Annotated in this window: 23 protein-coding genes, 1 tRNA gene and 1 pseudogene; 19 read left to right on the top strand and 6 right to left on the bottom strand. The window is 37.4% G+C overall.

The window, feature by feature from the left end:
• Window positions 1–4: 4 nt before the first annotated feature.
• Entirely contained in the window at window positions 5–1765 is a 1761-nt protein-coding gene (gene tamA / locus HSM_RS01070; protein ID WP_012341081.1) for an autotransporter assembly complex protein TamA, read from the bottom strand.
• Window positions 1766–2090: 325 nt separating this feature from the next.
• Between tamA and HSM_RS01060 the strand changes: the two genes are divergently transcribed.
• Window positions 2091–3779 carry a solute:sodium symporter family transporter gene (locus HSM_RS01060; protein WP_011608492.1) on the top strand — a complete coding sequence of 563 codons (1689 nt, stop codon included), beginning with the start codon at window positions 2091–2093 and terminating at the stop codon, window positions 3777–3779.
• 81 nt (window positions 3780–3860) lie between these two features.
• On the opposite strand, the gene HSM_RS01055 is transcribed toward HSM_RS01060, so the two are convergent.
• The 4 genes from HSM_RS01055 to HSM_RS01040 form a co-directional block, all read right to left on the bottom strand.
• The gene (locus HSM_RS01055; protein WP_041605197.1) at window positions 3861–4487 is read right to left on the bottom strand and encodes a hypothetical protein; all 627 of its coding nucleotides are present in this window, start codon (window positions 4485–4487) and stop codon (window positions 3861–3863) included.
• A gap of 338 nt (window positions 4488–4825) precedes the next feature.
• The gene (locus HSM_RS01050) at window positions 4826–5431 is read right to left on the bottom strand and encodes an NAD(P)H-dependent oxidoreductase (RefSeq protein ID WP_011608490.1); all 606 of its coding nucleotides are present in this window, start codon (window positions 5429–5431) and stop codon (window positions 4826–4828) included.
• A 233-nt stretch (window positions 5432–5664) separates the two neighbouring features.
• The gene (gene murQ, locus HSM_RS01045; RefSeq protein ID WP_012341077.1) at window positions 5665–6576 is read right to left on the bottom strand and encodes an N-acetylmuramic acid 6-phosphate etherase; all 912 of its coding nucleotides are present in this window, start codon (window positions 6574–6576) and stop codon (window positions 5665–5667) included.
• 2 nt (window positions 6577–6578) lie between these two features.
• A complete protein-coding gene (locus HSM_RS01040; protein WP_041605195.1) occupies window positions 6579–7700 on the bottom strand; it encodes an anhydro-N-acetylmuramic acid kinase in 1122 nt (373 codons plus the stop codon).
• Window positions 7701–7802: 102 nt separating this feature from the next.
• Between HSM_RS01040 and glmU the strand changes: the two genes are divergently transcribed.
• The 3 genes from glmU (at window position 7803) to HSM_RS01025 (ending at window position 11411) form a co-directional block, all read left to right on the top strand.
• Window positions 7803–9164 (top strand): bifunctional UDP-N-acetylglucosamine diphosphorylase/glucosamine-1-phosphate N-acetyltransferase GlmU, encoded by a 1362-nt coding sequence (gene glmU / locus HSM_RS01035; protein ID WP_041604967.1) that lies wholly within the window; start codon window positions 7803–7805, stop codon window positions 9162–9164.
• A gap of 1 nt (window position 9165) precedes the next feature.
• Window positions 9166–9780, top strand: a complete 615-nt coding sequence (yihA, locus tag HSM_RS01030) for a ribosome biogenesis GTP-binding protein YihA/YsxC (RefSeq protein WP_143432535.1) — start codon at window positions 9166–9168, stop codon at window positions 9778–9780.
• Window positions 9781–9881: 101 nt separating this feature from the next.
• On the top strand, window positions 9882–11411 hold the full coding sequence (locus tag HSM_RS01025; RefSeq protein WP_011608485.1) for a YifB family Mg chelatase-like AAA ATPase: 1530 nt from the start codon (window positions 9882–9884) through the stop codon (window positions 11409–11411).
• Window positions 11412–11513: 102 nt separating this feature from the next.
• On the opposite strand, the gene HSM_RS01020 is transcribed toward HSM_RS01025, so the two are convergent.
• Window positions 11514–11603, bottom strand: a tRNA-Ser gene (locus HSM_RS01020).
• Window positions 11604–11818: 215 nt separating this feature from the next.
• On the opposite strand from HSM_RS01020, the gene HSM_RS01015 reads away from it, so the two are divergent.
• The 15 genes and pseudogenes from HSM_RS01015 to lipA all read left to right on the top strand — a co-directional run bounded on the left by HSM_RS01015 (window position 11819) and on the right by lipA (window position 24454).
• On the top strand, window positions 11819–12481 hold the full coding sequence (locus tag HSM_RS01015) for a Bax inhibitor-1/YccA family protein (RefSeq protein ID WP_012341065.1): 663 nt from the start codon (window positions 11819–11821) through the stop codon (window positions 12479–12481).
• Window positions 12482–12558: 77 nt separating this feature from the next.
• Window positions 12559–12888, top strand: a complete 330-nt coding sequence (locus tag HSM_RS01010; protein WP_011608483.1) for a TusE/DsrC/DsvC family sulfur relay protein — start codon at window positions 12559–12561, stop codon at window positions 12886–12888.
• A gap of 105 nt (window positions 12889–12993) precedes the next feature.
• A complete protein-coding gene (locus HSM_RS01005; protein ID WP_012341045.1) occupies window positions 12994–13875 on the top strand; it encodes a metal ABC transporter substrate-binding protein in 882 nt (293 codons plus the stop codon).
• 9 nt (window positions 13876–13884) lie between these two features.
• Complete coding sequence (locus tag HSM_RS01000) at window positions 13885–14643, top strand: metal ABC transporter ATP-binding protein (protein ID WP_012341036.1); 759 nt, start codon at window positions 13885–13887, stop codon at window positions 14641–14643.
• 4 nt (window positions 14644–14647) lie between these two features.
• Entirely contained in the window at window positions 14648–15538 is an 891-nt protein-coding gene (locus tag HSM_RS00995; RefSeq protein ID WP_011608480.1) for a metal ABC transporter permease, read from the top strand.
• Window positions 15531–16373: a metal ABC transporter permease gene (locus HSM_RS00990; protein ID WP_011608479.1), complete on the top strand. Its 843-nt coding sequence runs from the start codon at window positions 15531–15533 to the stop codon at window positions 16371–16373. The genes HSM_RS00995 and HSM_RS00990 overlap by 8 nt, the downstream gene beginning before the upstream one ends.
• Before the next feature lie 352 nt (window positions 16374–16725).
• Window positions 16726–17034, top strand: coding sequence for a ribosome silencing factor (rsfS, locus tag HSM_RS00985; RefSeq protein WP_012341025.1), 309 nt, complete (start codon window positions 16726–16728; stop codon window positions 17032–17034).
• A gap of 19 nt (window positions 17035–17053) precedes the next feature.
• Window positions 17054–17521, top strand: coding sequence for a 23S rRNA (pseudouridine(1915)-N(3))-methyltransferase RlmH (gene rlmH, locus HSM_RS00980; protein WP_012341017.1), 468 nt, complete (start codon window positions 17054–17056; stop codon window positions 17519–17521).
• A 16-nt stretch (window positions 17522–17537) separates the two neighbouring features.
• Window positions 17538–19442 (top strand): penicillin-binding protein 2, encoded by a 1905-nt coding sequence (gene mrdA / locus HSM_RS00975; protein WP_012341009.1) that lies wholly within the window; start codon window positions 17538–17540, stop codon window positions 19440–19442.
• Window positions 19443–19464: 22 nt separating this feature from the next.
• Window positions 19465–20580 carry a rod shape-determining protein RodA gene (gene rodA / locus HSM_RS00970; RefSeq protein ID WP_012341000.1) on the top strand — a complete coding sequence of 372 codons (1116 nt, stop codon included), beginning with the start codon at window positions 19465–19467 and terminating at the stop codon, window positions 20578–20580.
• 42 nt (window positions 20581–20622) lie between these two features.
• The gene (locus HSM_RS00965; RefSeq protein WP_012340992.1) at window positions 20623–21183 is read left to right on the top strand and encodes a septal ring lytic transglycosylase RlpA family protein; all 561 of its coding nucleotides are present in this window, start codon (window positions 20623–20625) and stop codon (window positions 21181–21183) included.
• Window positions 21184–21277: 94 nt separating this feature from the next.
• Window positions 21278–22458 (top strand): annotated as a pseudogene (locus tag HSM_RS00960) (serine hydrolase).
• 54 nt (window positions 22459–22512) lie between these two features.
• Window positions 22513–22809, top strand: coding sequence for a DUF493 family protein YbeD (ybeD, locus tag HSM_RS00955; RefSeq protein WP_011608471.1), 297 nt, complete (start codon window positions 22513–22515; stop codon window positions 22807–22809).
• 8 nt (window positions 22810–22817) lie between these two features.
• Window positions 22818–23474 carry a lipoyl(octanoyl) transferase LipB gene (gene lipB, locus HSM_RS00950; RefSeq protein ID WP_012340959.1) on the top strand — a complete coding sequence of 219 codons (657 nt, stop codon included), beginning with the start codon at window positions 22818–22820 and terminating at the stop codon, window positions 23472–23474.
• 17 nt (window positions 23475–23491) lie between these two features.
• Entirely contained in the window at window positions 23492–24454 is a 963-nt protein-coding gene (lipA, locus tag HSM_RS00945; RefSeq protein WP_012340950.1) for a lipoyl synthase, read from the top strand.
• Window positions 24455–24804: the final 350 nt, after the last annotated feature.

Below are 24804 nucleotides of genomic sequence, written 5' to 3'. Positions count from 1 at the left end.
GACCTTATAATTCTGAACCTAATCCAATATAAAATTGGATATTTTTATTCTTCTCTCTATCTCGAATCGGTGTAGCTATATCAAGTTTTATTGCTCCCACCGGTGATACCCAACGCACACCAAAACCGGCACCATAACGTAGTTCTTTAACGTTAAATTTATTAGCAGCCAACCCCGTATCAGCAAAGGCTGCCAGCCACCAATCTTCAAGTACTTGATATTGGTACTCAGTATTAACAGTTAATAGATATGGTGCACCTATTGGTTTGCCATCAGAAGATGTTGGAGAAATTTTCTTGTAACCGTATCCACGCACACTACGCTCCCCGCCTGCAAAAAAGCGAAGTGCGGGCGGTATTTTATTAATATCTTTGGTGTGTAACCAACCTATTTCGCCACGTGTCAAGAAACGATGATTTTCTTTAAACGTTCTGATCCAAACTGTTGAGGCCTTTATTCGAAAGAAGTTTACATCAGACTTCCAACGTTTACTTCCAAAATCTACCGTGATGCGTTGTGAGTCTCCCCAAGTAGGAAATAACTCACCTCTTAAGCGTGTTCTATTCGCCGATATTGTTGGATAAATAAATAATGTTCTATCTGAAACATTGGCTTGGGTAAATGAGTCATAACGTACACGTAACCCAAAAGAATGTTGCCAACCGGTCACTCTATTCCAGTAGCGTAATGCAGCAAAACTTGCTGCTATAGTTTGAGTATCTTTAGTATTTTCCTTTTCAAAACCGCCAGACAGTTCATAATAATATCTTTGCGGATTTTTCAGTAAGGGAATTTTATAATTCGCCTCAAGAGTTTGTTTTGGGGCTGATATATATAAATTGGAATTGAAACTATGTCCACGATTATTAATCCAAGGCTTAATCCAACTGAGCTTGAATCGAGTGCCTACATCAGACGAATACCCAATCCCTACATCTATTGCATTTTTCTTGCGAGGATAAAGCAATACATTAATATCAACCACCTTGCGTTTTTCATCGACTTTCGGTTCTAATAAAACCGATCTAAACCAATTTGATGATGTATAGTCGTTAGTAAGTGATGAGAGATCATTAATTAAATATTTATCGCCTGTTTTGATTGGCATCATATTGCGTAAGTAATCTTCACGAATTTGACTATGCTTAAAATTGAATTGTCCGAATTTGTATCTGGTGCCACTGTTTAAAACCATTTTCCACCAACCTTGATAAGTGGATGGTTTGATTTCAAAACGAGAAACCTCAAACTTTGCATCAAAATACCCACGAGCGAGTAATTGCTTTTGCAACCGGCTTTTATAGTCCTCATAAACAGGATGGCTTACGTGTTCGCCTTTTTGGGCAGTACGACGAAGTAAATCTTGAAAAACCTCATCATCTTTTGCTTCACCAAGAATAGTAACATCGGCACGTTGAATAATACTTGGCCTTCCCATGTCCACATTTGCAACAAGCACGGGTTTATTAGATGATTTCGCCGGCTGTAAAGTGAAATTCACTGTGCTACTGTAATAACCATAAGCACGTAATGCTTTATCAATTGCGGTTCGAACTAATTGTTGATAACGTTCAGATCCATCACGCTCTTCTTCATCAATGGTATTTATATAAGCGTCTACATTAGTCGTTTTTTGTACACCAGTTACACCAACAACTTTTAAATCAACAAGATGTTCAGCAAAAGAAAACGAACTTGCTAGGTATATGCAAAATATGCTCGTGTTCAGTATTGATCTGACAAAATATTTACTTAGTAATTTCATATTCATCCCTAGTTTAACCTTGTCTAGTTTACCTGTTAGTAACGGTGTTATGCAATGTAAAAAGTGCGGTGTTTTTAATTTAAATTTTTGTTTCTTGAGATATAGACCAAAATGTCATATTGGGTTTACAAGTCTTAAAAATAAAATTTTCTTGGTTATTTTCTGATAGTTTTTCACTAAAAAGTTTGATCTCTGTAACAAAATGAAAAAAAATATTTGATTTAATAATTTTTGAAATATATATTTCAAACAAGGTCGCCATTCGACCTTATCGATGTGTTGTTTACAACAATGATAGAAACACTCATTCATATAAGGAATTTCTATGCTATCTCTTATCTCATTTATAGGATTTACAGCCCTTGTTGCTGTGCTTGCTTGGTGGTACACCAGAAAAGACGATCTTAGCAACTCTGAAGGCTACTATTTAGCCGGGCGGTCGTTGACAGCAACGTTTATTGCAGGATCTATGTTATTAACTAACCTTTCTACCGAGCATTTAGTGGGTCTAAACGGTTTGGCTTATCGTGAAGGTTTTATCGTAATGGCATGGGAAGTTTTAGCGGCAATTACAATTGCAATGTTTGCACTTTACTTCTTACCTAAGTATTTAAAACTTGGCATTGCAACTATTCCGGAATTTTTAGAAAAACGTTTTGACAAAGGAACATTGTTAATCACCTCTTTATTGTTCCTCGGTTGCTATGTTATTTCATTGTTGCCGATCGTGCTTTATACAGGTGCACTTGCATTAGAAAGTCTCTTTGATGTCTCTACCGTCTTCAACATTGATAAGACTACGGCAATTTGGATTATGGTATGGGGAATCGGAATACTCGGATCAGTCTATGCAATTTTCGGTGGACTCAAAGCGGTTGCTGTATCTGATACTATTAATGGTATCGGGTTATTGGTCGGTGGAATTTTAGTGGCTGTTTTAGGTTTAGCTTATGTGGGAGATGGTAATGCTTGGCATGGTTTAAAAACCATTTACGAAACAAACCCTGATAAATTTAATTCTATTGGTGACGATAATTCTGTTGTTCCTTTCTCAACATTATTCACAGGAATGATTATTTCTAATTTATTCTTTTGGTGTACAAACCAATCCATTATTCAGCGTGCGTTAGGTGCGAAAAGTTTAAAAGAGGGACAAAAAGGTGTTCTTTTATGTGCATTTTTAAAACTACTGGGACCTTTATTAATCATTTTACCCGGTATCATTGCTTATCATATTTACCAAGGTAAATTAGATATTCCAGATCAGGCTTATCCTAATTTAGTTCATTTAGTTTTACCAGATGCGTTAGTCGGCTTCTTTGCGGCAGTTGTTGTTGGGGCAGTTTTATCCACCTTTAATAGTGCGTTAAACTCATCGGTAACTTTATTTTCCCGCAATGTATATAAAACACAAATTAATCCTCATGCAAGCGATATGAAATTAGTTAGCGTGGGTAAATGGGTCGGTACAGGTTTAGCGATTATGGCAATGATTGTTGCACCATTAGTTGCCAATGCACCGGATGGTTTATTCTTCTTAATCCAAGAATTACAAGGTATTTTTAATGCCCCAATTTTGAGTGTTGTGGTGGTTGGTTTACTGACAAAACGTGTCCCAGCGATTGCGGCTAAATTCGGTTTAGTATTTGGTATGGTAGCTTATATCCTATGTAAATTTGTGATTAAAGTTGAGATCCATTTTTTCCACTTAATCGCTATCTTATTTGTTGTGAATGTAGTAGTAATGCTAATTATCGGTCGCATCATGCCAATGGAAACACCATACAACGAAGAATACACTAAGCAAGTGGATATTCAACCTTGGGCTTATGCAAAAGCTGTTTCTTTAGTCATCACATTTATTTCAATTTCTCTGTATATTTTCATGGCAAAAGACGTGTTGCCGGCAGTGTGGATCGGTTATTACTGTTTCGGTGCGGCGACAGTATTGTATTTCATCTACTCATTTGTGCAACACCGTAATCAACAATTTAGACTTAAAGAAAATAATTGATGTTTTTTTAGCATTACATTATTAAAGAATATGTTTAACGGTCATAAAACATTTATTTTATGACCGTTAATTTTTTATTTTTTAGAATTTAAAGCCAAGCGTTAAGCGTATTGCATCGTTGTTATAGGGTGTTGATACGTAACTTCCTTGCTCTTTGTAAGTGATTTTTGAATGAGTATGATAATATCCAATATCTACTAAGAAAGATTTATATTCAATCCCCAAACCTAAACCTAAGTAAAGACCGCTTCTAGATTTATTATTACTAATAAAATCTCTGTCTTTTTTGTAACCTGTGCTACTACCCAAGGATAAATCCTCATAGAGAGTATATACTGTTTTACGAATTTTATTAATTGAATACCCTAAATCGCCCTTTAGATAAAATTTTGTATTTGCATTTAAGGCATAATTTTGTTTCAAAATAAAATAAATTGGCAGGGAAGCATAACGATTTACTCTATAGGTTTCTTTCAGATGAAACTGTCCTTGGGGGTTATATAAAGAACTACCCTCGACAGGCCAAATTGCAATATGGTCAAAGCCTTTTCGTTTGATATAGCCTAGTCCGAGACCAATTTCCGTTTGCGGTAAAATATTGTAAGTCGTTTCAAAGAAGATACTGGGTGAGAAAGTGTTTTGTCTTGAACTTGCCGGAATTGATAATTTAAAACCTCTATCACTATCGTGATTTTCCGTTATTTTCATCGTTTCAAATCGAGAGGTTAAATCAATTCCCGCTTTGCCGTAAAAGTTGAAATTACCCCCCCCCCCCCGCATGGGAAAGTGCGGGCAGCATTGATAAAAGTACTAAAGATAATTTGTATCTCATAAGAGACCCCTTATTTAGAAAAAATAATGTTTGTAATGTTTACATAGTTTAATGTTATCGTTAAACCGACTGAGCATTATACGATATAGATTTTCAAAAAAATACAGAAAAAATTGAGATTTTAAAAAAGATGTGATGATGAAGTGTTATCGTTATTTTGACTCAAGGAAGGGACATAAAACATTATGTCCCTTTTGTCTATTAACATGATGTGTTATTTAACCGCACTTACTAGACGTTCAGCATGTTGTTTTGCTTTTGCAATTACATTTTCTTTATCTTCCTCTGTATTCATACCCGGAATATAAAGCATATTGCCAGAATGAATAATACCGCAAAATTCTAAACCACAAAGTGCGGCAGTTTGCTGATAAGCATAACTAAATTCTTCAATGGTGTGTTTTTGTGCACCATCGTGTTGATAGGCTTCTTCCGGACTTGCTGTAGTACAAGAAATATACAATTTTTTACCAGTTAATTTTTGCTCAGAACCATAAGCAAAACCATAAGTGAACACATCAGATAACCATTTTTGCATAATCGCTGGGAAATGGTACCAGTTCACCGGAAATTGCCAAATGATAATATCGGCTTTTAATAATGCCGCTTGTTCAGCTTCGATGTTGATATTGAAATCGGGATAAAGCTCATCTAATTTACGAATTTCTGCATTTGGAAGGTTATTTGCCAATTCACCTAAAATAGCACTGTTGGCAGTGGATTGCTGTAAATTTGAATGACCTGAAATGACGAGAATATTCGGCATGGCTTGCTCCTTTTTAGATGAGAAAAACGATTTAATGATATTTAATAAAGACATTTAACCTCCTTGAGATCATATTTCAGTTGCAAACTATACATATCCAGCTTGCAATTCATGTCCGAATGTTTGTTTATAAACTGAATATTAATATTTATGAACAATATTAACTAGTTAGATTTAATCTACAGTTTCGAACCACTTTATTTTATCTTCTCCGCCTATTTTTTACAAACTCTCTCATCTCTCAAATGTACTGACAGCCTTGTTAGTAGAAAAGTAGTGGTGAAAAATCAGTCTAACGTTTGGCGTAATTTATCTTGATTTTTCGCTAATAAATCCACCGCACTTTGCTTATCTAAATCCATTAAAATCATTAAGATAGCCAGTTTTGCATTATTATCTGCTTGTGTTAGCGTTTGCTCTGCTTTCGCTCGTTCACAACCGGTTGCTTGCATAATAATTCTTGTCGCTCGATCAACGAGTTTTTCATTGCTTGCTTGTACATCAACCATAAGGTTTTGATAACATTTCCCAAGTAAAACCATACTCGCAGTGGTTAGCATATTCAGCACCAATTTTTGTGCCGTACCGGATTTCAGGCGACTTGAACCGGTTAAAATCTCAGGTCCGACAATAGTTTCGATGCCAATATCGGCAATTTTTGCCATAGCACTTTGTGGATTGCTTGCGATTGCAACGGTAAAGCTCCCTATCTCTTTGGCATATTTTAATCCACTGATGACATAAGGTGTACGACCGCTCGCAGCAATACCCACTAAAATATCTTTTGAACATAATTGGATTGCTTGCAGATCTACTATTGCCGCTTGTTGATTATCCTCAGCGCCTTCCACAGGATAACGGATAGCCTGTTCTCCTCCGGCAATAATGCCTTTTACCATTTCATGATTAACACCAAAGGTTGGGGGACATTCAGAGGCATCTAAAACGCCTAAACGCCCACTTGTCCCCGCTCCAAGATACACTAAGCGTCCACCTTGACGAAAAGCAGCAACGATTTTTTCCACTACAACGGCAATTTCCGGAAGTGCTTTTGCTATGACGAGTGGAACTTGCTGATCTTCTTTATTCATCAATTGTACAATTTCAAGTGCAGACATTTGATCCAAATTTACTGAGAGTGGATTGGGTTGCTCGGTAATTAGTTGAGCGAACTGATTAATTAAATTTTGTTTATTCATGATTATTTCGGATAAATAACGCCAAGACTGACCGCACTTTTAGCACCGGTTACACTTGGTAAATTAGAGGGTAAATGATTTATACGCTGATACGCTAACCAAGCAAAAGCGGCGGCTTCAACATAATCAACCGATAAACCATGCTCTGTAGTTGTTGCTACGTGCCATTGCGGTAAACAGGCTTGTAAACGAGCCATTAGTTGTCTGTTTTTTGCACCACCGCCACAAACCAACAACAAACAAGGCAAATGGTTCGGATTAGTGAGTTTAACCAGCTCTTGCACCGTGCATTGTACCGTAAATTCCAGCAACGTTGCCTGTACATCTTGTGCAGAAAGTGCGGTATGTTTTTTCAGTTTTTTGTTCAACCACGCCAAATTAAATAATTCCCGTCCGGTACTTTTAGGGGGAAGTTGTTGAAAAAAAGGTTCGTCCAATAAATCTTTTAGCAAATCTTGGTGAACACTACCGCTCTTTGCCCATTCACCGTCTTGGTCGAAAGGCACCCCTAAATGTTGTTCAATCCAACTATCCATCAAAGCATTACCTACACCGGTATCATAACCAATAACTTCTTGTTCCGGAATTAAACAAGAAATATTACTGATACCGCCAATATTTAACACTACCGTAATGCGATCGGGTTGTGCAAATAAGGCTTGATGAAATGCAGGGGACAAAGGTGCACCTTGTCCACCATGAGCCATATCTTTGCGACGAAAATCAGCGATAGTCGTAATTCCTGTCAGTACACTAATCAGGTTAGCATCGCCAATTTGCATAGTGAAAGGATATTGACCTTGGGGTGAATGCCAAATCGTTTGTCCATGACAACCGATGGCTTGAATACTATCAGCGGTCATTTGATTTTGTGCTAAGAAACGTTGTACCGAGTTTGCGTAAAGTAATCCCAGTTGATGATCCAACTCGCCTAATTGCTGTAAGCCAATTTCTCCGTTTTTTAAAAGTGCGGTGAGTTGTTGGCGTAAATTTTCCGGCATAGAGAAACAATGGCTTGCAAGTAGCTTGGGCGGTCTTTGATTAAAATCCATTAAGGCTATATCAACACCGTCTAAACTTGTACCGGACATAATTCCAATATAATAGTGATTATTTTTTTGCATAAAAGAAGAACGTATGTTTGCTAAACATAATAACATTATATTATTTTTTCATGTGTTTTACGCTAAAATACATCGATTATTATGACAAAGAGAAAATTTATCATGAACAAATTAAGCGTTGTTATTCTTGCCGCCGGTAAAGGAACTCGCATGTATTCGGATTTACCTAAAGTATTGCACAAAATTGCAGGTAAACCGATGGTTAAACATGTGATTGATACCGCCAAAAAATTAAGTGCGGCACAAATTCATTTAATTTATGGACATGGTGCTGATCTACTAAAACAACATTTGGCTGATGAACCTGTAAACTGGGTATTCCAATCTGAACAATTAGGTACAGGGCATGCAATGCAACAAGCAGTGCCTTTTTTCCAAGATGACGAAAATATTGTGATGTTATATGGTGATGTACCTTTAATTAGCAAGGAAACCCTTGAGTGTTTAATTTCACAAAAACCGGAAAATGGTATCGCACTTTTGACCGTTAATTTAGACAATCCTACAGGTTATGGGCGAGTGATTCGAGAAAATGGTACGGTAACGGCAATTGTTGAACAGAAAGACGCTAATCCTGAGCAGCTAAAAATTACGGAAGTGAATACAGGCGTTATGGTATCGGACGGTGCAAGTTTCCGTAAATGGCTAGCTCGTTTAGATAATAATAATGCACAAGGTGAATATTACATGACAGATGTAATAGGACTTGCCAATCAAGATGGCTTCAAAGTTGTAGCGGTACAAGCTAAAGATCTTATGGAAGTAGAGGGAGTAAATAACCGTTTACAATTAGCTAATTTAGAACGTCATTATCAACGTAAGCAAGTAGAAAAATTGTTACTTGCAGGTGTTACTTTCGCTGATCCTGCACGTTTTGATTTGCGTGGTGAATTAACTCATGGTAAAGATGTGGAAATTGATATAAATGTAATTATCGAAGGAACGGTACGATTAGGCAATAATGTGTTTATTGGGGCAGGTTGTGTACTGAAAAATTGTACGATTGCAGATAATGTGGAAATAAAACCTTATTCTGTGATTGAAGATGCCATTGTGGGCAATAATGCCAAAATTGGACCATTCTCAAGATTACGTCCGGGAGCTGAGTTGAGCGAAAATACTCATGTGGGTAACTTCGTTGAGATCAAAAAAGCACAAATTGGCAAGGGGTCTAAAGTAAATCATCTCACTTATATTGGCGATGCTGAGGTTGGACATCATTGTAATATCGGTGCCGGTGTTATTACTTGTAATTATGACGGTGCCAATAAATTTAAGACATTGATTGGCGATAACGTTTTTGTCGGTTCCGATAGTCAGCTAGTTGCACCATTAACAATTGCAAGCGGTGCAACGATTGGTGCAGGAACAACCGTCACCAAAGATGTACAAGAAAATGAGTTGGTTATTACTCGTGTTCCACAACGCCATATTTCCAATTGGCAACGACCTAAGCGAAAATAAAATGACAAACATAAAATTAAATTATCATAAAACCCATTTTTTAATGAGTGCACCTAATATCCAGGTATTGCCTGAGGATAGTGGGATTGAGATTGCTTTTGCAGGACGATCTAATGCAGGAAAATCTACCGCACTTAATGCGTTGACCCAGCAAAAAAATTTAGCAAGAACTTCAAAAACACCGGGACGTACTCAGTTAATCAATTTATTTCAAGTAGAACCCAATTGTAAGCTGGTAGATCTGCCGGGATATGGCTATGCCGCTGTTCCCGAACAAATGAAACTTCAGTGGCAAAAATCTTTAGGTGAGTATCTGCAAAAAAGGGAATGTTTAGGTGGTTTGGTTATTTTAATGGACATTCGTCATCCTCTAAAAGATCTTGATCAACAGATGATTGAATGGGCGGTTTCCGCAGATTTACCGGTTTTATTATTGCTCACAAAAGCGGATAAATTGAGTCAAAGTGCGAGAAGTAAGCAAGTAAAAATGGTTCGAGAATCGATTTTACCTTTCCAAGGTGATGTACAAGTTGAAGCCTTTTCCGCACAAAATAAAATCGGTATCGAACGCTTATCCGAAAAATTAGATCAGTGGTTTTCTCCGCTTTTTAGCTAAAACTTTTTTACTTTTACGATCCGGATCGCAAAAAAGCAGTGAGTAAGTACAGTTTACTCGCTGCTTTTTTTATATTTTAGCTCAAAAATTTGGGAGAAATTATGTCATTAGCAGTTGTTTATAGTCGAGCATCAATGGGCGTACAAGCACCTTTGGTGACAATTGAAGTTCACTTGAGTAATGGAAAACCTGCTTTTACCCTCGTTGGATTACCGGAGAAAACAGTAACTGAGGCTCAAGGACGAGTACGTAGTGCATTACTCAATGCTCAATTTAAATACCCAGCAAAACGCATTACAGTTAATCTTGCTCCGGCAGATTTGCCAAAAGAGGGAGGGCGTTTTGATTTACCTATTGCACTCGGCATCTTAGCGGCCTCGGAACAGATTAATGCAAAAAAGTTACAACAATTTGAATTTGTTGCAGAGTTGGCTCTCACAGGTGAGTTAAGAGGCGTACACGGTGTGATCCCTGCTATTTTAGCGGGGCAAAAATCTAAGCGTCAACTTATTGTCGCACAACAAAATGCTAATGAAGCCTCTTTAGTTTCACAACACGAAACATTTTTTGCACGGAACTTATTGGAGGTCGTACAATTCCTGAATGACGACAGTTCGCTACCTTCATCCACAACGTTATGTATGCAAAGTGCGGTGGATTTTTCACCTCAATCTAATAAAGATCTGACGGATATTATTGGTCAACAACATGCTAAACGAGCCTTAATGATTGCAGCTGCCGGACAACATAATTTGTTGTTTCTCGGACCGCCCGGCACAGGTAAAACCATGTTAGCAAGCCGTCTAACTGGCTTGCTACCGGATATGACAGATCAAGAGGCAATAGAAACCGCCTCTGTAACAAGTTTGGTACAAAACGAATTAAATTTTCAAAATTGGAAACAACGTCCTTTCCGTGCACCTCATCATAGTGCCTCATCACCAGCATTGGTTGGAGGAGGAACAATTCCGAAACCGGGAGAAATTTCTTTGGCTCATAACGGTGTATTATTTTTAGACGAATTACCCGAATTTGAACGGAGAGTGCTGGATGCTTTACGCCAGCCTTTAGAAAGCGGAGAAATAATTATTTCACGTGCGAATGCAAAAATTCAGTTTCCGGCACGTTTTCAATTAGTGGCAGCGATGAATCCAAGTCCAACGGGACATTATACCGGTATACACAACCGCACTTCACCACAACAAGTGTTGCGTTATTTGAACAGACTTTCCGGTCCTTTTTTAGATCGCTTTGATCTTTCCATTGAAGTGCCTTTACTTCCACAAGGTGCTTTGCAAAATACCGAAGATCGAGGTGAAACAACAGCACAAGTTAAAGAAAAAGTATTAAGGGTCAGAGAAATTCAGCTAGCTAGAGCCGGAAAAGTCAATGCTTATTTAACCGGTAAAGAAATTGAGCGAGATTGCAAGTTGACTGAGCAAGATGCACTATTTTTAGAAAATACTTTAACCAGACTCGGTTTATCTGTTCGTGCTTATCATCGAATTTTAAAAGTTGCACGCACTATCGCCGATTTAAACGGAGATTCTGATATCAAACAAAACCACTTAGCTGAAGCATTAAGCTATCGAGCCATGGATCGTTTGCTACGGAAACTATCAGACCAATAAGTGCGGTGATTTTTAAGCAAGTTATTACGACAATTAACCTGATATAAAAAAGCCGTAAGTTACTGATTTCAGAGGCATAACTTACGACTTAGTAAAACTTGATGGCGGAGGAAGTGAGATTCGAACTCACGGAGGGCGTAAACCCTCGCCGGTTTTCAAGACCGGTGCCTTCAACCACTCGACCATTCCTCCGTCTTGACGAGGCGTAATATAATATAGATAGAAATAGAAGTAAACTAAAAAAATAACAGTTATGGTTTAAGAGTTGATAATTTATCCATTTTTACTTAATTTTACTTCAATGTTACTCTTTTCTGAAAAATATTCATGTTGACATTAAAGTTGCTAACCATTAACTTATAAATAGCTTTTCACTTTTTATTTACAACTACAACCTAGGAGCTTTTATGCAATCTCGTTTTATTGTTGATACTAAAGAAGAATCGGTACTGGCAACAAATAAGGTTTTACGTAACACCTACTTTTTATTAGCATTGACATTGGCTTTTTCTTCTGTTGTCGCCTTCAGTGCAATGCAATTAAACCTCCCTCCACTTCATTTCGGTGTCATGTTGATAGGTTTTTATGGATTATTATTCCTCAATAATATGTTAGCAAACAGTGCTTGGGGACTTTTATCTACATTCGCATTAACAGGATTATTAGGCTATTCTTTAGGTCCTATTTTAAGCTATTATGTTGGCTCAGGATTAGGTGATTTGGTTGTTCTTGCTCTAGCCGGAACTGCAAGTGTATTTTTTACATGCTCGGCCTATGTGCTAACAACAAAAAAAGATATGTCATTCTTATCCGGCATGATGCTTGCTCTCTTTATCGTATTGGTTATAGGCATGATAGCAAGTTTCTTCTTTAATATGAGTGGCTTTCACATCGTATTTAGTTCGTTATTTATCGTTTTCTCAACTATGGCTATTTTATATGAAACTAGCAATATCATTCATGGGGGAGAAACTAATTATATTAGAGCTACGGTTAGTTTGTATGTTTCACTTTACAATCTTTTTGTCAGCTTGCTCAATTTACTAGGTATTTTCAACCGTGATGAATAATTGATTAAACTTGTTTTATGCCCCTTGAATAGGGGCTTTTTACTTTTTATATATCAAAAGGACAAAAATAGTAACATATGTTAAGTGTTAACCAAGTTCAAATTGAAACTGATGTTGAGGGCTATCTATTAGATATGAATCAGTGGAATAAAGATGTCGCTATAGCCATTGCAAAATCAGAAAATATCGAATTAACCGAAGCCCACTGGGAAATTATTAACTTTGTAAGGGATTTTTATCAAGAGTATAAAACCTCACCAGCAATGAGAATGTTAGTCAAAGCATTGGGACAAAAGCTAGGTGCAGATAAAGGCAATAGTCGTTACATACAACGTTTATTCCCAGAAGGTCCCGCAAAACAAGCTTCAAAATTAGCTGGTTTACCCAAACCAATAAAATGTCTTTAATTGATAATTATTGCTATTTACAACAAGTTATTTTTGCAGTACTATGCAAGACCGAGTTTGCTTGAAATGCAAATTTGTTTCTAATATTAATTCGAAGGAGAAATTATGTCACGTTTACTTATTGTTATGGGTGTAATCTTAGGTTCTGTATTCAGTTTACCAAGTTACGCAAAATTTAAAGTAGTTACTACTTTTACCGTTATTCAAGATATCGCTCAGAATGTTGCTGGTGATGCTGCTGTTGTTGAGTCGATCACTGAGCCGGGTGCAGAAATTCATGATTATGAACCAACTCCACAAGACATCGTAAAAGCACAATCTGCTGATTTGGTGCTTTGGAATGGAATGAATTTAGAGCGTTGGTTCGAGCGTTTCTTTACCCAAGTGAAAGATAAACCAGCTGTTGTTGTAACTAAAGGGATTGATCCAATTTCTATCTACGAAGGTCCATACAAAGGTATGCCGAATCCACATGCTTGGATGTCAACCAAAAATGCTTTGGTATACATCGAAAACATTCGTGAAGCTTTAGTGAAATACGATCCTAAAAATGCAGACACTTACAATGCTAATGCAAAAGCCTATGCAGATAAAATCGTTGCTTTAGACGCACCATTACGTGCCGAGTTAGAAAAAGTACCAGCTTCACAACGTTGGTTAGTAACCAGTGAAGGTGCATTCAGCTACTTAGCTCACGACTACGGTTTCAAAGAGCTTTATTTATGGCCTATCAATGCTGAAGAACAAGGCACACCAAAACAAATCAAAAATGTAATCAAAAAAGTACGTGAACACAAAATCCCTGTTGTGTTCAGCGAAAGCACCATTTCTGATAAGCCAGCAAAACAAGTGGCTAAAGAAACCAATGCAAAATACGGTGGTGTACTTTATGTAGATTCACTTTCTACAAAAGATGGTAAAGTACCAACTTACATCGACTTATTAAATGTAACTGTTTCGACCATTGTGAATGGTTTCAAAAAATAAGGTAATTGAATGAAAACTCACATCAGTTCTCTTTCTGTCAGAGATATTACGGTTCGTTATAGTAATGGTCATACGGCGTTGCACGATGTGAGTTTCCACCTTGAAGGTGGTACGATTTGTGCATTGCTCGGTATTAACGGAAGTGGAAAATCGACTTTATTCAAAAGCATTATGGGCTTAGTGAAGCCTCAAGGTTCAATTGAAATTTGTAACATGCCCGCTAATCAGGCATTAAAACAAAACTTAGTTGCCTATGTACCGCAAAGTGAAGAAGTGGATTGGCAGTTCCCCGTTTCTGTTTATGACGTTGTAATGATGGGGCGTTATGGTTATATGAATTGCTTTCGTATGCCTAAAGCACAAGACAAGAAAAAAGTTTTAGACGCAATGGAGCGAGTCAATATTGCTCATTTGCGAGATCGACAAATCGGCGAGCTTTCTGGAGGGCAAAAAAAACGAGTATTTCTTGCTCGTGCATTAGCACAAGAAAGCCAAATCATTTTATTAGATGAACCTTTCACTGGTGTAGATGTTGGCACAGAAAATGCCATCATTGCGTTACTCAAACAGCTTCGTCAGGAAGGTCATCTCGTTCTCGTCTCAACGCATAATCTTAGCACCGTGCCAAGTTTTTGCGATCAAGCGGTGATGATCAACCGTACACTACTCGCTGCTGGATCAATCGAAAGCACTTTTACTCAAGAAAATTTAACTCGTGTGTTTGGTGGCGTTTTACGTTATCAACATTTTATTCAAGATGCGGAGTAATGCGATGTTAGAGCTATTACTTGAGCCGTTTTCTTATGATTTTATGTTTAAGGCGATTGTGGTCAGTGGTGCCATTGGAGCGGTTTGTGCTTTTCTTTCCGCTTATTTAATGCTGAAAGGTTGGTCACTGATCGGTGATGCGTTATCCCACGCCGTTGTCCCAGGCGTTGCTATTGCCTATGCCTTGGCATTACCTTATGCCGTCGGGGCTTTTTTCTCTGGGCTACTTGCCACTATTGCCATTTTAGCAGTGAAATACGTGACTAAACTCAAAGAGGATGCAGTAATCGGTTTTATTTTCACCTCTTTCTTCGCTCTCGGATTGTTGATTATTTCAATTAATCCCACTTCCGTGAACGTACAATCTATCGTTTTGGGCAATATTTTAGGTATTGCCGATGAAGATATGATCCAAGTCGCTATTATTCTCGGTATATCATTTGTATTGTTGCTACTCTTTTGGAAAGACCTAATGCTTGTGTTCTTTGATGAAATTCAAGCCAAAGCGGTAGGGCTATCGCCTTTAAAATTCAAAATTTTATTCTTTACCTTGTTAAGTGCATGCATTGTAACCGCCTTACAAGGAGTAGGGGCTATTTTGGTAATTGCGATGGTGATTACACCTGGAGCAACAGCATATTTGCTCACCGATCGCTTCGATCGCCTGTTGATTATTTCGATTTTACTCGGTGGTACTACTAGCTCACTAGGAGCATATTTGAGTTATTTCGCAGACAGTGCAACTGGTGGCTTTATTGTATCATTGCAAACGTTCATCTTCTTACTTGCTTTCTTTTTTGCTCCCAAATATGGTCTTATTCCACGTAAGCGAAGTACACAAAAAGCAGTGACTTCCTCACCAAATCTTGCAAATCAGGAGAAGCCAAATGTTTAATACGATTGTAGCGTGGTTTACCGAGCCCTTGGTGTATCCATTTATGCAACAAGCTATTATCATCGCACCTATCATTGGGGCAGTATGTGCGATTTTATCGTGTTATTTAGTACTTAAAGGCTGGTCACTAATGGGTGATGCCATTTCTCACGCTGTATTGCCGGGAATTATTCTTGCCTATGTATTAGCAATTCCGATTGCGATTGGGGCATTTTGGGCAGGCATCTTTTGTGCAGTTTCCGTAGGTTATTTGAGAGATAACAGCCGAATCAAAGAAGACACAGTGATGGGAATTGTTTTTTCAGGAATGTTTGCTTTCGGTTTGGTGCTGTTTTCCAAAGTGGAAACCGATCAACATCTAATGCACATTCTGTTCGGAAATATTCTAGGCATCATTAAGCAAGAATTTTGGCAAAGTATTGGCATTGCATTACTGGCATTTATCCTGATTGCCTTAAAACGCAAAGACTTGTTGCTTTACTGTTTTGATCCAAGTCACACACGAGTTGCAGGACTTAACACCAAATTTTTACACTATGGTTTACTGGTAATCCTAGCGTTAGTCATCATCAGTGCAATGCAAGTTGTTGGCGTTATTTTAGTGGTGGCAATGCTCATTACACCTGGGATAACAGGCTATATTTTAGCTAAACGCTTTGATTATATGATGCTAATTGCCGTTTGCACAGCAGTATTCAGTGGTATTTTTGGCGTATTGCTCAGTTTTCATTTCAACGTCGCCACAGGACCTTGTATTATCTTACTTCAAGCAAGCCTTTTTTTATGTGCCTTAGGTTATAGTAAATATATCGCGATGCGTGTAGTTAATATTTAGAAAAATTTAGAATTACACATTATCACTTTGTATTTTTGACAAAACACAACTGTACCATTAATAGGTGCAGTTTCTTTATAAAGAACATTAGTGAAAACCAATACAGATGTGCTTTCAATGTATGTGGCATTACTGACATAAAAGATTTTTGTGAACCTAAATAATAAATAAACGCTCATCTCTTCCAATCGCTGTCCGAGAAATCATTTATAAACAGAAAAATTTTTTATATAAGTAAAAGAGCGTTCTTTGTATATAATTACACTATCAAACGATATTCCTAGCTCCCCCAAATCATGCTAACATTACACACTTTTAAGCAAATAACCATAAGCAATTGAGAAGAGAAAAAATGAACTTAGTCGATTTTCTAGTGAGTAAATTAGATGATTTAAAAGGCACAGATATTTTAGCCCTTGATGTTAGAGGTAAATCTTCTATTACCGATCACATGATTTTATGTACAGGAACGTCAAGTCGCCATGTAATCTCTTTGGCACAGAAATTAATTGATGAAAGTAAGCAAGCCGGCATTGATACTTTTGGCGAAGAGGGCAAATCTACCGCAGATTGGATTGCGATAGATTTTGGTCAAGCCATTGTACACATTATGCAGGCTGACAGTCGTGAAATGTATCAGCTGGAAAAACTTTGGGGATAATGACCGCACTTATTAATCTATGAAAATTCAATTAATTGCCGTTGGCACTAAAATGCCTGATTGGGTCACAAAAGGCTTCGAGGAGTATCAACGTCGTTTTCCCAAAGATATGCCTTTTGAGCTAATAGAAATCCCGGCAGGAAAACGTGGAAAAAATGCGGATATTAAACGTATTCTCGAACAAGAAGGTAAAGCTATGTTATCCGCTTGTCAGAAAAGTCGTATTATTACCTTAGATATTCCCGGTAAACCTTGGACAACTGAGCAATTAGCACAGCAATTAGAAGCATGGAAACATGACGGTCGAAATGTTGCACTCTTAATTGGTGGTCCGGAAGGATTATCACCTGAATGCAAAGCTGCGACAGAACAAAGTTGGTCTCTTTCGCCTTTAACTTTACCTCATCCCTTGGTACGTATCGTTGTGGCTGAGAGTTTATACCGTGCTTGGTCGTTAAGCACAAATCATCCTTATCACCGAGAATAAGTGCGGTTAATATTTTATGAATTTAAAAAAATTACTCTCTCAACCCCTACAAACACCGATCCGAGATAAAAAGGCGGAGAGAAACCTTTTTGCTCGTCGTGCTCTTATCGCCTTTCTAGGTGTATTGGGTTTATCAGCACTTTTATTTACCAATTTGTATTATTTACAAATTGTCAATTACGAAACTTACCAGACAAGATCTAACGGAAATCGAATTAAATTACTTCCTTTGCCACCGACTCGAGGGCTAATTTACGACCGCTACGGCAAATTATTAGCGGAAAATATTACCTTTCTCGGCTTATATATTGTGCCGGAAAAAGTTGAGGATTTAAACCGCACTTTTGAAGAGTTACGCTATATCGTTGGTTTAAATGATGACGATATTGAGAACTTTAAAAAGGAACGTCGTCGCTCATCCCGATATATGCCAATTCTCCTTAAAGGAGATTTGAGCGAAGAACAAATCGCACGCTTTGCAGTAAACCAATATCACTATCCCAGCCTCGATATTAGGCCTTACTTTAAACGCCACTATTTGTATGGTGAGCCGTTGACTCATATTCTAGGTTATGTCGCTAAAATCAATGAAAAAGATGTAGAGCGTTTAAAGAAAAATGAAAAATACGCCAACTACGCCGGCACTCATGATATTGGCAAGCTCGGTATTGAACGTTACTATGAAGATGACTTACATGGCAAAGTAGGATTTGAAGAAGTTGAAGTGAATAATAGAGGTAAGGTTATTCGCAAACTAAGGGAACAGCCTGCTATTGCCGGAAAAAGTATTCACTTAACGATTGATTTAGAATTACAACGTTATATCGCAAATTTATTGGGCAATCTTCGTGCAGCAGTTGTAGTATTAGATCCTAAAGATAGCGGTATTTTAGCAATGGTTTCTACCCCGAGCTATGATAACAATCTTTTTGTTGGCGGTATTTCAAGTGCGGATTACAAGCAATTACTGACAGATCCTAATCGCCCTTTGTATAGCCGTGTTACTCAAGGTGCTTATCCACCGGCTTCAACGATAAAACCTTTCGTTGCTATCGCTGGCTTGCAAGAAAATTTAATTACCACAAATACTACGATATTTGACCCAGGATATTGGATTTTACCTAATACCACCAAACGTTTTAGAGATTGGAAAAAATCAGGGCACGGCTACACCGATTTGAATAAAGCTATAGTAGAATCTTCAGATACTTATTTTTATCAACTTGCTTACGACATGGGCATTAGCCGTTTATCTCAGTGGATGAAACGCTTTGGTTTTGGTGTGCCAACAGGTATTGATATTCAAGAAGAAACCGCCGCACTTATGCCAAGTCGGGAATGGAAACAAAAACGCTACAAACGACCTTGGGTTCAGGGTGATACTATTTCTGTAGGAATTGGTCAAGGTTATTGGACAGCCACCCCATTACAAGTTGCCAAAGCAACTGCAGTTTTAGTTAATAATGGCAAGGTTAATACTCCGCACTTAATGAAAGCAATTGAAGGGTCAGAAATGCAACCCTATCAAGATCCTCGTCTTTACGAAGATATTACTGAACCTCAAGCGGTATTTTGGGAAACGATAAAACAAAGCATGTATAATGTAATACACGCACCGAATGGTACAGGACGTAAATCTTTTATTGATGTCAGTTATCCTGTTGCAGGAAAATCAGGAACAGCTCAAGTTTTCAGCCTGAAAGAAAATCAAACTTACAATGCAAACGAACTTGATAATAAATTGCACGATCATGCTTGGTTCATCGGATATGCACCTTATGACAATCCTAAAATGGTTGTTGTTGTTATTTTGGAAAATGCCGGTGGTGGTAGCAGTAAGGCAGGACCTGTTGTTCGAAAAATTATGGACTATTATTTAAATATCCGTTTGCCACAAGTACAATCACAAAATGAAAAATGAAAAATGAAAAAGGAAAAAGTTGATGGAGAAAAAAAATATTTGGCTGATTTTGTGGCGTCGTTTGCATATTGATTTTTGGCTTTTTCTAGGGTTAGTAACCATTTCCTCCTATGGATTGCTTGTACTTTATAGTGCGGTAGGAGGCAGTGAAAAAATGTTCCGCAACCGAATTATTCAGGTTGCTCTCGGTTTTACTGTTATGTTTGTGATGGCACAATTTTCACCAAGGTTTTATCAACGTATTGCACCTTATGGATTTGTCATTGGCGTAATTTTACTACTGTTAGTGGATCTTTTTGGAACAACAAGTAAAGGGGCACAACGTTGGTTAGATCTAGGGATTTTTCGTTTCCAACCCTCTGAAATTGTTAAATTATCAGTACCATTAATGGTTGCAACATATTTAGGAAAACGTCCTCTTCCACCTAAATTAAGTGAAATTTTTATTGCTTTATTATTAATAATAGTGCCGACTTTATTAGTAGCTATTCAGCCAGATTTAGGAACGTCAATTTTAGTCAGTGCATCCGGGATTTTTGTCGTATTTTTAGCCGGAATCAACTGGTGGTTCATCTTAATTGCTATTGTGGGCTTAGCTGCTTTTACTCCAATTGTATGGCTCTATTTAATGCATGATTACCAACGCACAAGAGTCTTAACTCTTTTAGACCCAGAAAAAGATCCTTTAGGTGCTGGCTACCACATTATGCAATCAAAAATAGCCATCGGTTCGGGGGGGATTTGGGGTAAAGGTTGGATGCAAGGTACACAATCGCAACTTGAATTCCTACCAGAACCACATACAGACTTTATTTTTGCTGTATTAAGTGAAGAATATGGTATGACAGGATTTACAATACTAATGCTCATCTATCTCTTTATTGTTGCAAGAGGGTTAATTATCGGTGTTAATGCACAAAATTCTTTTGGACGAATTTTAAGTGGTGCATTGACATTAATTTTCTTTGTTTATGTATTTGTCAATATTGGTATGGTAAGTGGCATTCTACCTGTAGTTGGAGTACCTTTACCTTTAATGAGCTATGGAGGAACCTCTTTTGTTACCTTAATGGCTGGATTTGGTTTGATCATGTCCATTCATACACATAAAAATAACTTTTTCAAAGGAACTAAATAAATATTTATCTTAGATAATACAATCAATATTAAACTTATTACTATGAAGTCAAACAAAATATTTAAATTATGCACCGCACTTTTTATGGCATTAGTTTCGCTATCAATACAGGCGGATACGAAAAAATTATATGGCATTGAAGGAGCTAAGCCAGTCTATCAAAAACTGAGTAAAAAGCCCTATACTTACGTAGTCAAAGGCGTTAGATATACAACACTACCCTACGAGAAGGCAAAAAATTATTCACAAAAAGGAATGGCAAGTTTTTATCACAAAAAATTTCATGGACGTAAAACTGCAAACGGTGAAATTTTTAATAATAATGCCTATACAGCAGCACATAAAACTTTGCCACTAAACTCTTATGTGGTCGTAACTAATTTACGCAATAATCGTAAAGTGATCGTAAGAATCAATGACCGAGGGCCTTTTAGCAAAGCACGAATTATTGATTTATCTGAAGCTGCCGCAAAAGAGCTTGGAATGATTCATGCCGGCATAGCAAAAGTAAAGGTAGAATCATTATATGTTGATGCTTATGGAAAAATTTCCGGACCGGGTACAAAAACGTTGGCTAAAACACGTAAAAACATTAAATCTTAGCAATAAGGTTTTAAAGATAGGTTAAATAAATCCGCCAATTACACTAATTTATCACCATCTCTTACAATGAGAAATAATTTTTAAAGGATGTAAAATGTTACAAAAAGCGATGAAAAAAACAAAAATTGCACTGATGTCAGGATTAATTTCATTACCTGCACTTTCCCAAGATATTCAATATGGCATTGCTTCACCGGAATTAAGTGCACAAAGCTATATTCTCATGGATTACCATTCAGGTGCAGTTCTTGCCGCCTTTAATCCGGATCAGCGTCAACACCCTGCCTCATTAACAAAAATGATGACAAGTTATGTTGTAGGCGATGCAATCAAGCAAGGTAAAATTAGCTTAACCGACACTGTAACCATTGATGAAAGTGCTTGGGGGAAAATTTTCCCGGTTCATCTAAAATGTTTTTAAATTTAAACCAACAAGTATCAGTAGCTGATTTAAATCGTGGCATAGTGATTGTATCCGGTAATGATGCCTGTGTGGCAATAGCGGAACATATAGCAGGTTCAGAGCGTAATTTTATTGAACTAATGAATAAATATGTTGCTAAATTTGGTTTAAAAAATACAAACTTTATGACCGTTCATGGATTGGATGATGATAATCAATATTCATCTGCCAGAGATATGGCGATTATTGGGCGTCATATTATTCATGACCTGCCTGAAGAATATAAAATCTATGCTGAAAAAGAATTCACCTTCAATAAAATTAAGCAACATAACCGTAACGGTTTACTTTGGGATAAATCAATCAAAGTAGACGGTATGAAAACAGGACATACAAATAAAGCAGGTTATAACTTGGTTGCCTCTGCAGTAAATAATAACAATATGCGATTAATTTCAGTTGTTATGGGCGTTGCTACTCACAAAGGTCGTGAAATTGAAAGTAAAAAATTGTTACAATGGGGCTTTGCGAACTTTGAAACCTTCAAATCTTTACAGGCAAACCAATCTATTGTAGAAGAAAAAGTTTACTACGGTAATACAAACAAAGTGCAACTTGGGGTGCTGGAAGATGCTTATATAACTTTACCAAAAGGTCGCCAGAATGATGTTAAAACAAGATACGAGCTTAATCAAAAAATGTTAACAGCTCCGTTAGCAAAAGGACAAATTGTAGGTAAAATTATTTATCAATTAGATGGTCGTGATATTGCAAGTGCAAACTTAAAAATTATGTCTGAAGTTCAAGAAGGCGGATTTTTCAGCAAACTTTGGGACTGGCTGGTATTAACAGTAAAAGGTTTATTTAACTAAAAACAATAAGATCAGACCGCACTTTCCGGCATATTTTCACTTTAAGGAAATTTTATGACTGACAAAACAGTAAAACTTAACGACATTCCACAAAAACAATTAAAAGATTTGTTGGAGTTTCCTTGCTCTTTTACTTTCAAAGTCGTTGGTAAAAACCGAGCAGATTTAATTGATGATGTAGTTATGGTAACGCAAAAATACGCTAAGGGTGATTATAACCCTCGTCAAAATATCAGTAGCAAAGGAACTTATAATTCAATTTCTGTAGATATCATTGCGGAAAATATTGAACAAGTAGAAATTCTCTATACTGAACTAGCCAAAATTGATGGTGTACGCATGGTACTTTAAGACAGAAAATGACAGATACTACTCTTATTATACGCCAACTTGGAATCCAAGATTATCAACAAGTTTGGCAACAAATGCGAGAATTTACTGATACTCGAAATGTGCTAACAGCTGATGAAATTTGGTTAGTTCAACATCCGGCTGTTTTTACACAAGGACAAGCAGGTAAACCTGAACATTTGCTCAATCCAACCGATATTCCTGTAGTACAATCCGATCGTGGGGGACAAATTACCTATCATGGCTTAGGACAACAAATTATGTATGTACTGATTGATATTAAGCGTCACAAAGCAAACGGCAGTGAACTTAATGTTCGTCAATTAGTTACCGCTCTTGAGCAATCAGTGGTTAGCACACTGGCTGATTATGGTATTAAAAGTTATCCGAAAGCTGATGCCCCCGGTGTATATGTAAATGAACAAAAAATTTGTTCTCTTGGTTTACGTATTCGTAAAGGCTGCTCTTTCCATGGTTTAGCCTTAAATATCAACATGGATTTATCGCCATTTAGACAAATCAATCCTTGTGGCTATATAGGCTTAGAAATGTGCCAAATGGCAGATTTTATACCCACTGAACAAGCTCAATGTGATAAAGTTGCACCCAAATTAGTTACACACTTTACGCAATTATTGGGCTATAATGATGTAACAACTTATTAACAAATTAGGATCTGTTAATGACAACCCCTTTTAAAATGGAACGTGGTGTCAAATATCGTGATGCTGCAAAAACGTCAATCATTCCGGTTAAAAATATCGATCCAAATCAGGAGTTATTAAAAAAACCTGAATGGATGAAAATCAAGCTTCCTGCAAATTCTGCGAAAATTAACAGTATTAAAAACGGAATGCGTCGTCATGGATTACATTCCGTATGTGAAGAAGCGTCTTGTCCAAATTTACATGAATGCTTCAATCACGGCACAGCAACATTTATGATTTTAGGTGCAATTTGTACACGCCGATGTCCATTCTGCGATGTTGCCCATGGAAAACCATTACCCCCAGATCCGGATGAACCAAAAAAATTGGCGGAAACCATTCAAGATATGAAATTACGTTATGTCGTTATTACATCAGTGGATCGTGATGATTTACCGGATCGTGGTGCGGGACATTTTGCTGAATGTGTTAAAGAAATTCGTAAACTTAATCCAGGTATTAAAATTGAAATTTTGGTGCCTGATTTTCGTGGACGCATTGAGCAAGCATTAGAAAAATTAAAAGATAATCCCCCTGATGTTTTTAATCATAATTTAGAAAATGTACCTCGTTTATATCGTGAAATCAGACCAGGTGCGGACTATAATTGGTCGTTAAAATTACTCAAAGAATTTAAAACCATTTTTCCACATATCCCTACCAAATCAGGCATTATGGTTGGCTTGGGAGAAACCAATGAAGAAATTTTACAGGTAATGCAGGACTTACGGGATAACGGTGTAACCATGTTGACTCTAGGTCAATATTTGCAACCAAGTCGCCACCACTTACCTGTTGCCCGATACGTTCCACCTGAGGAATTTGATGATTTCCGTGATAAAGCCGAAAAAATGGGATTTGAGCATGCCGCTTGCGGACCTTTTGTGCGTTCTTCGTATCATGCTGACTTACAAGCAAGTGGCGGGCTAGTCAAATAAGTCTCCCAAATAACAGATCAATATTTAGATACTTTTGCCTAATACCTCTAAAAAACTCCGGTTTTCAAACCGGAGTTGTTTTTTAATATACTGCTGTATAAATAACACTCAATAGACCAATCGACACCGAGCAAAGGGTTTAGCAATCCTTTATCTAATCGTGCCGTAAAACCACGTCCTTTAGGGCGTGGATATAAGGCATAAATATGATATACTTCTTACTGCTAACAGAGGTCGCTTTAGACTCTCAATGACGGCATAATCAGGGCAGGACGTGCCCGTAGCGTCTGTGAAGTGAATCGCATTGGCGGTCAGCAGCAGAAACCCTCCGAGAGTAGCCCACAGCTTGC

This window comes from Histophilus somni 2336 (genome assembly GCF_000019405.1).
In the GTDB taxonomy this organism is placed as follows: Bacteria; Pseudomonadota; Gammaproteobacteria; order Enterobacterales; family Pasteurellaceae; genus Histophilus; species Histophilus somni.
This window is presented reverse-complemented; position numbering and strand designations above follow the sequence as displayed.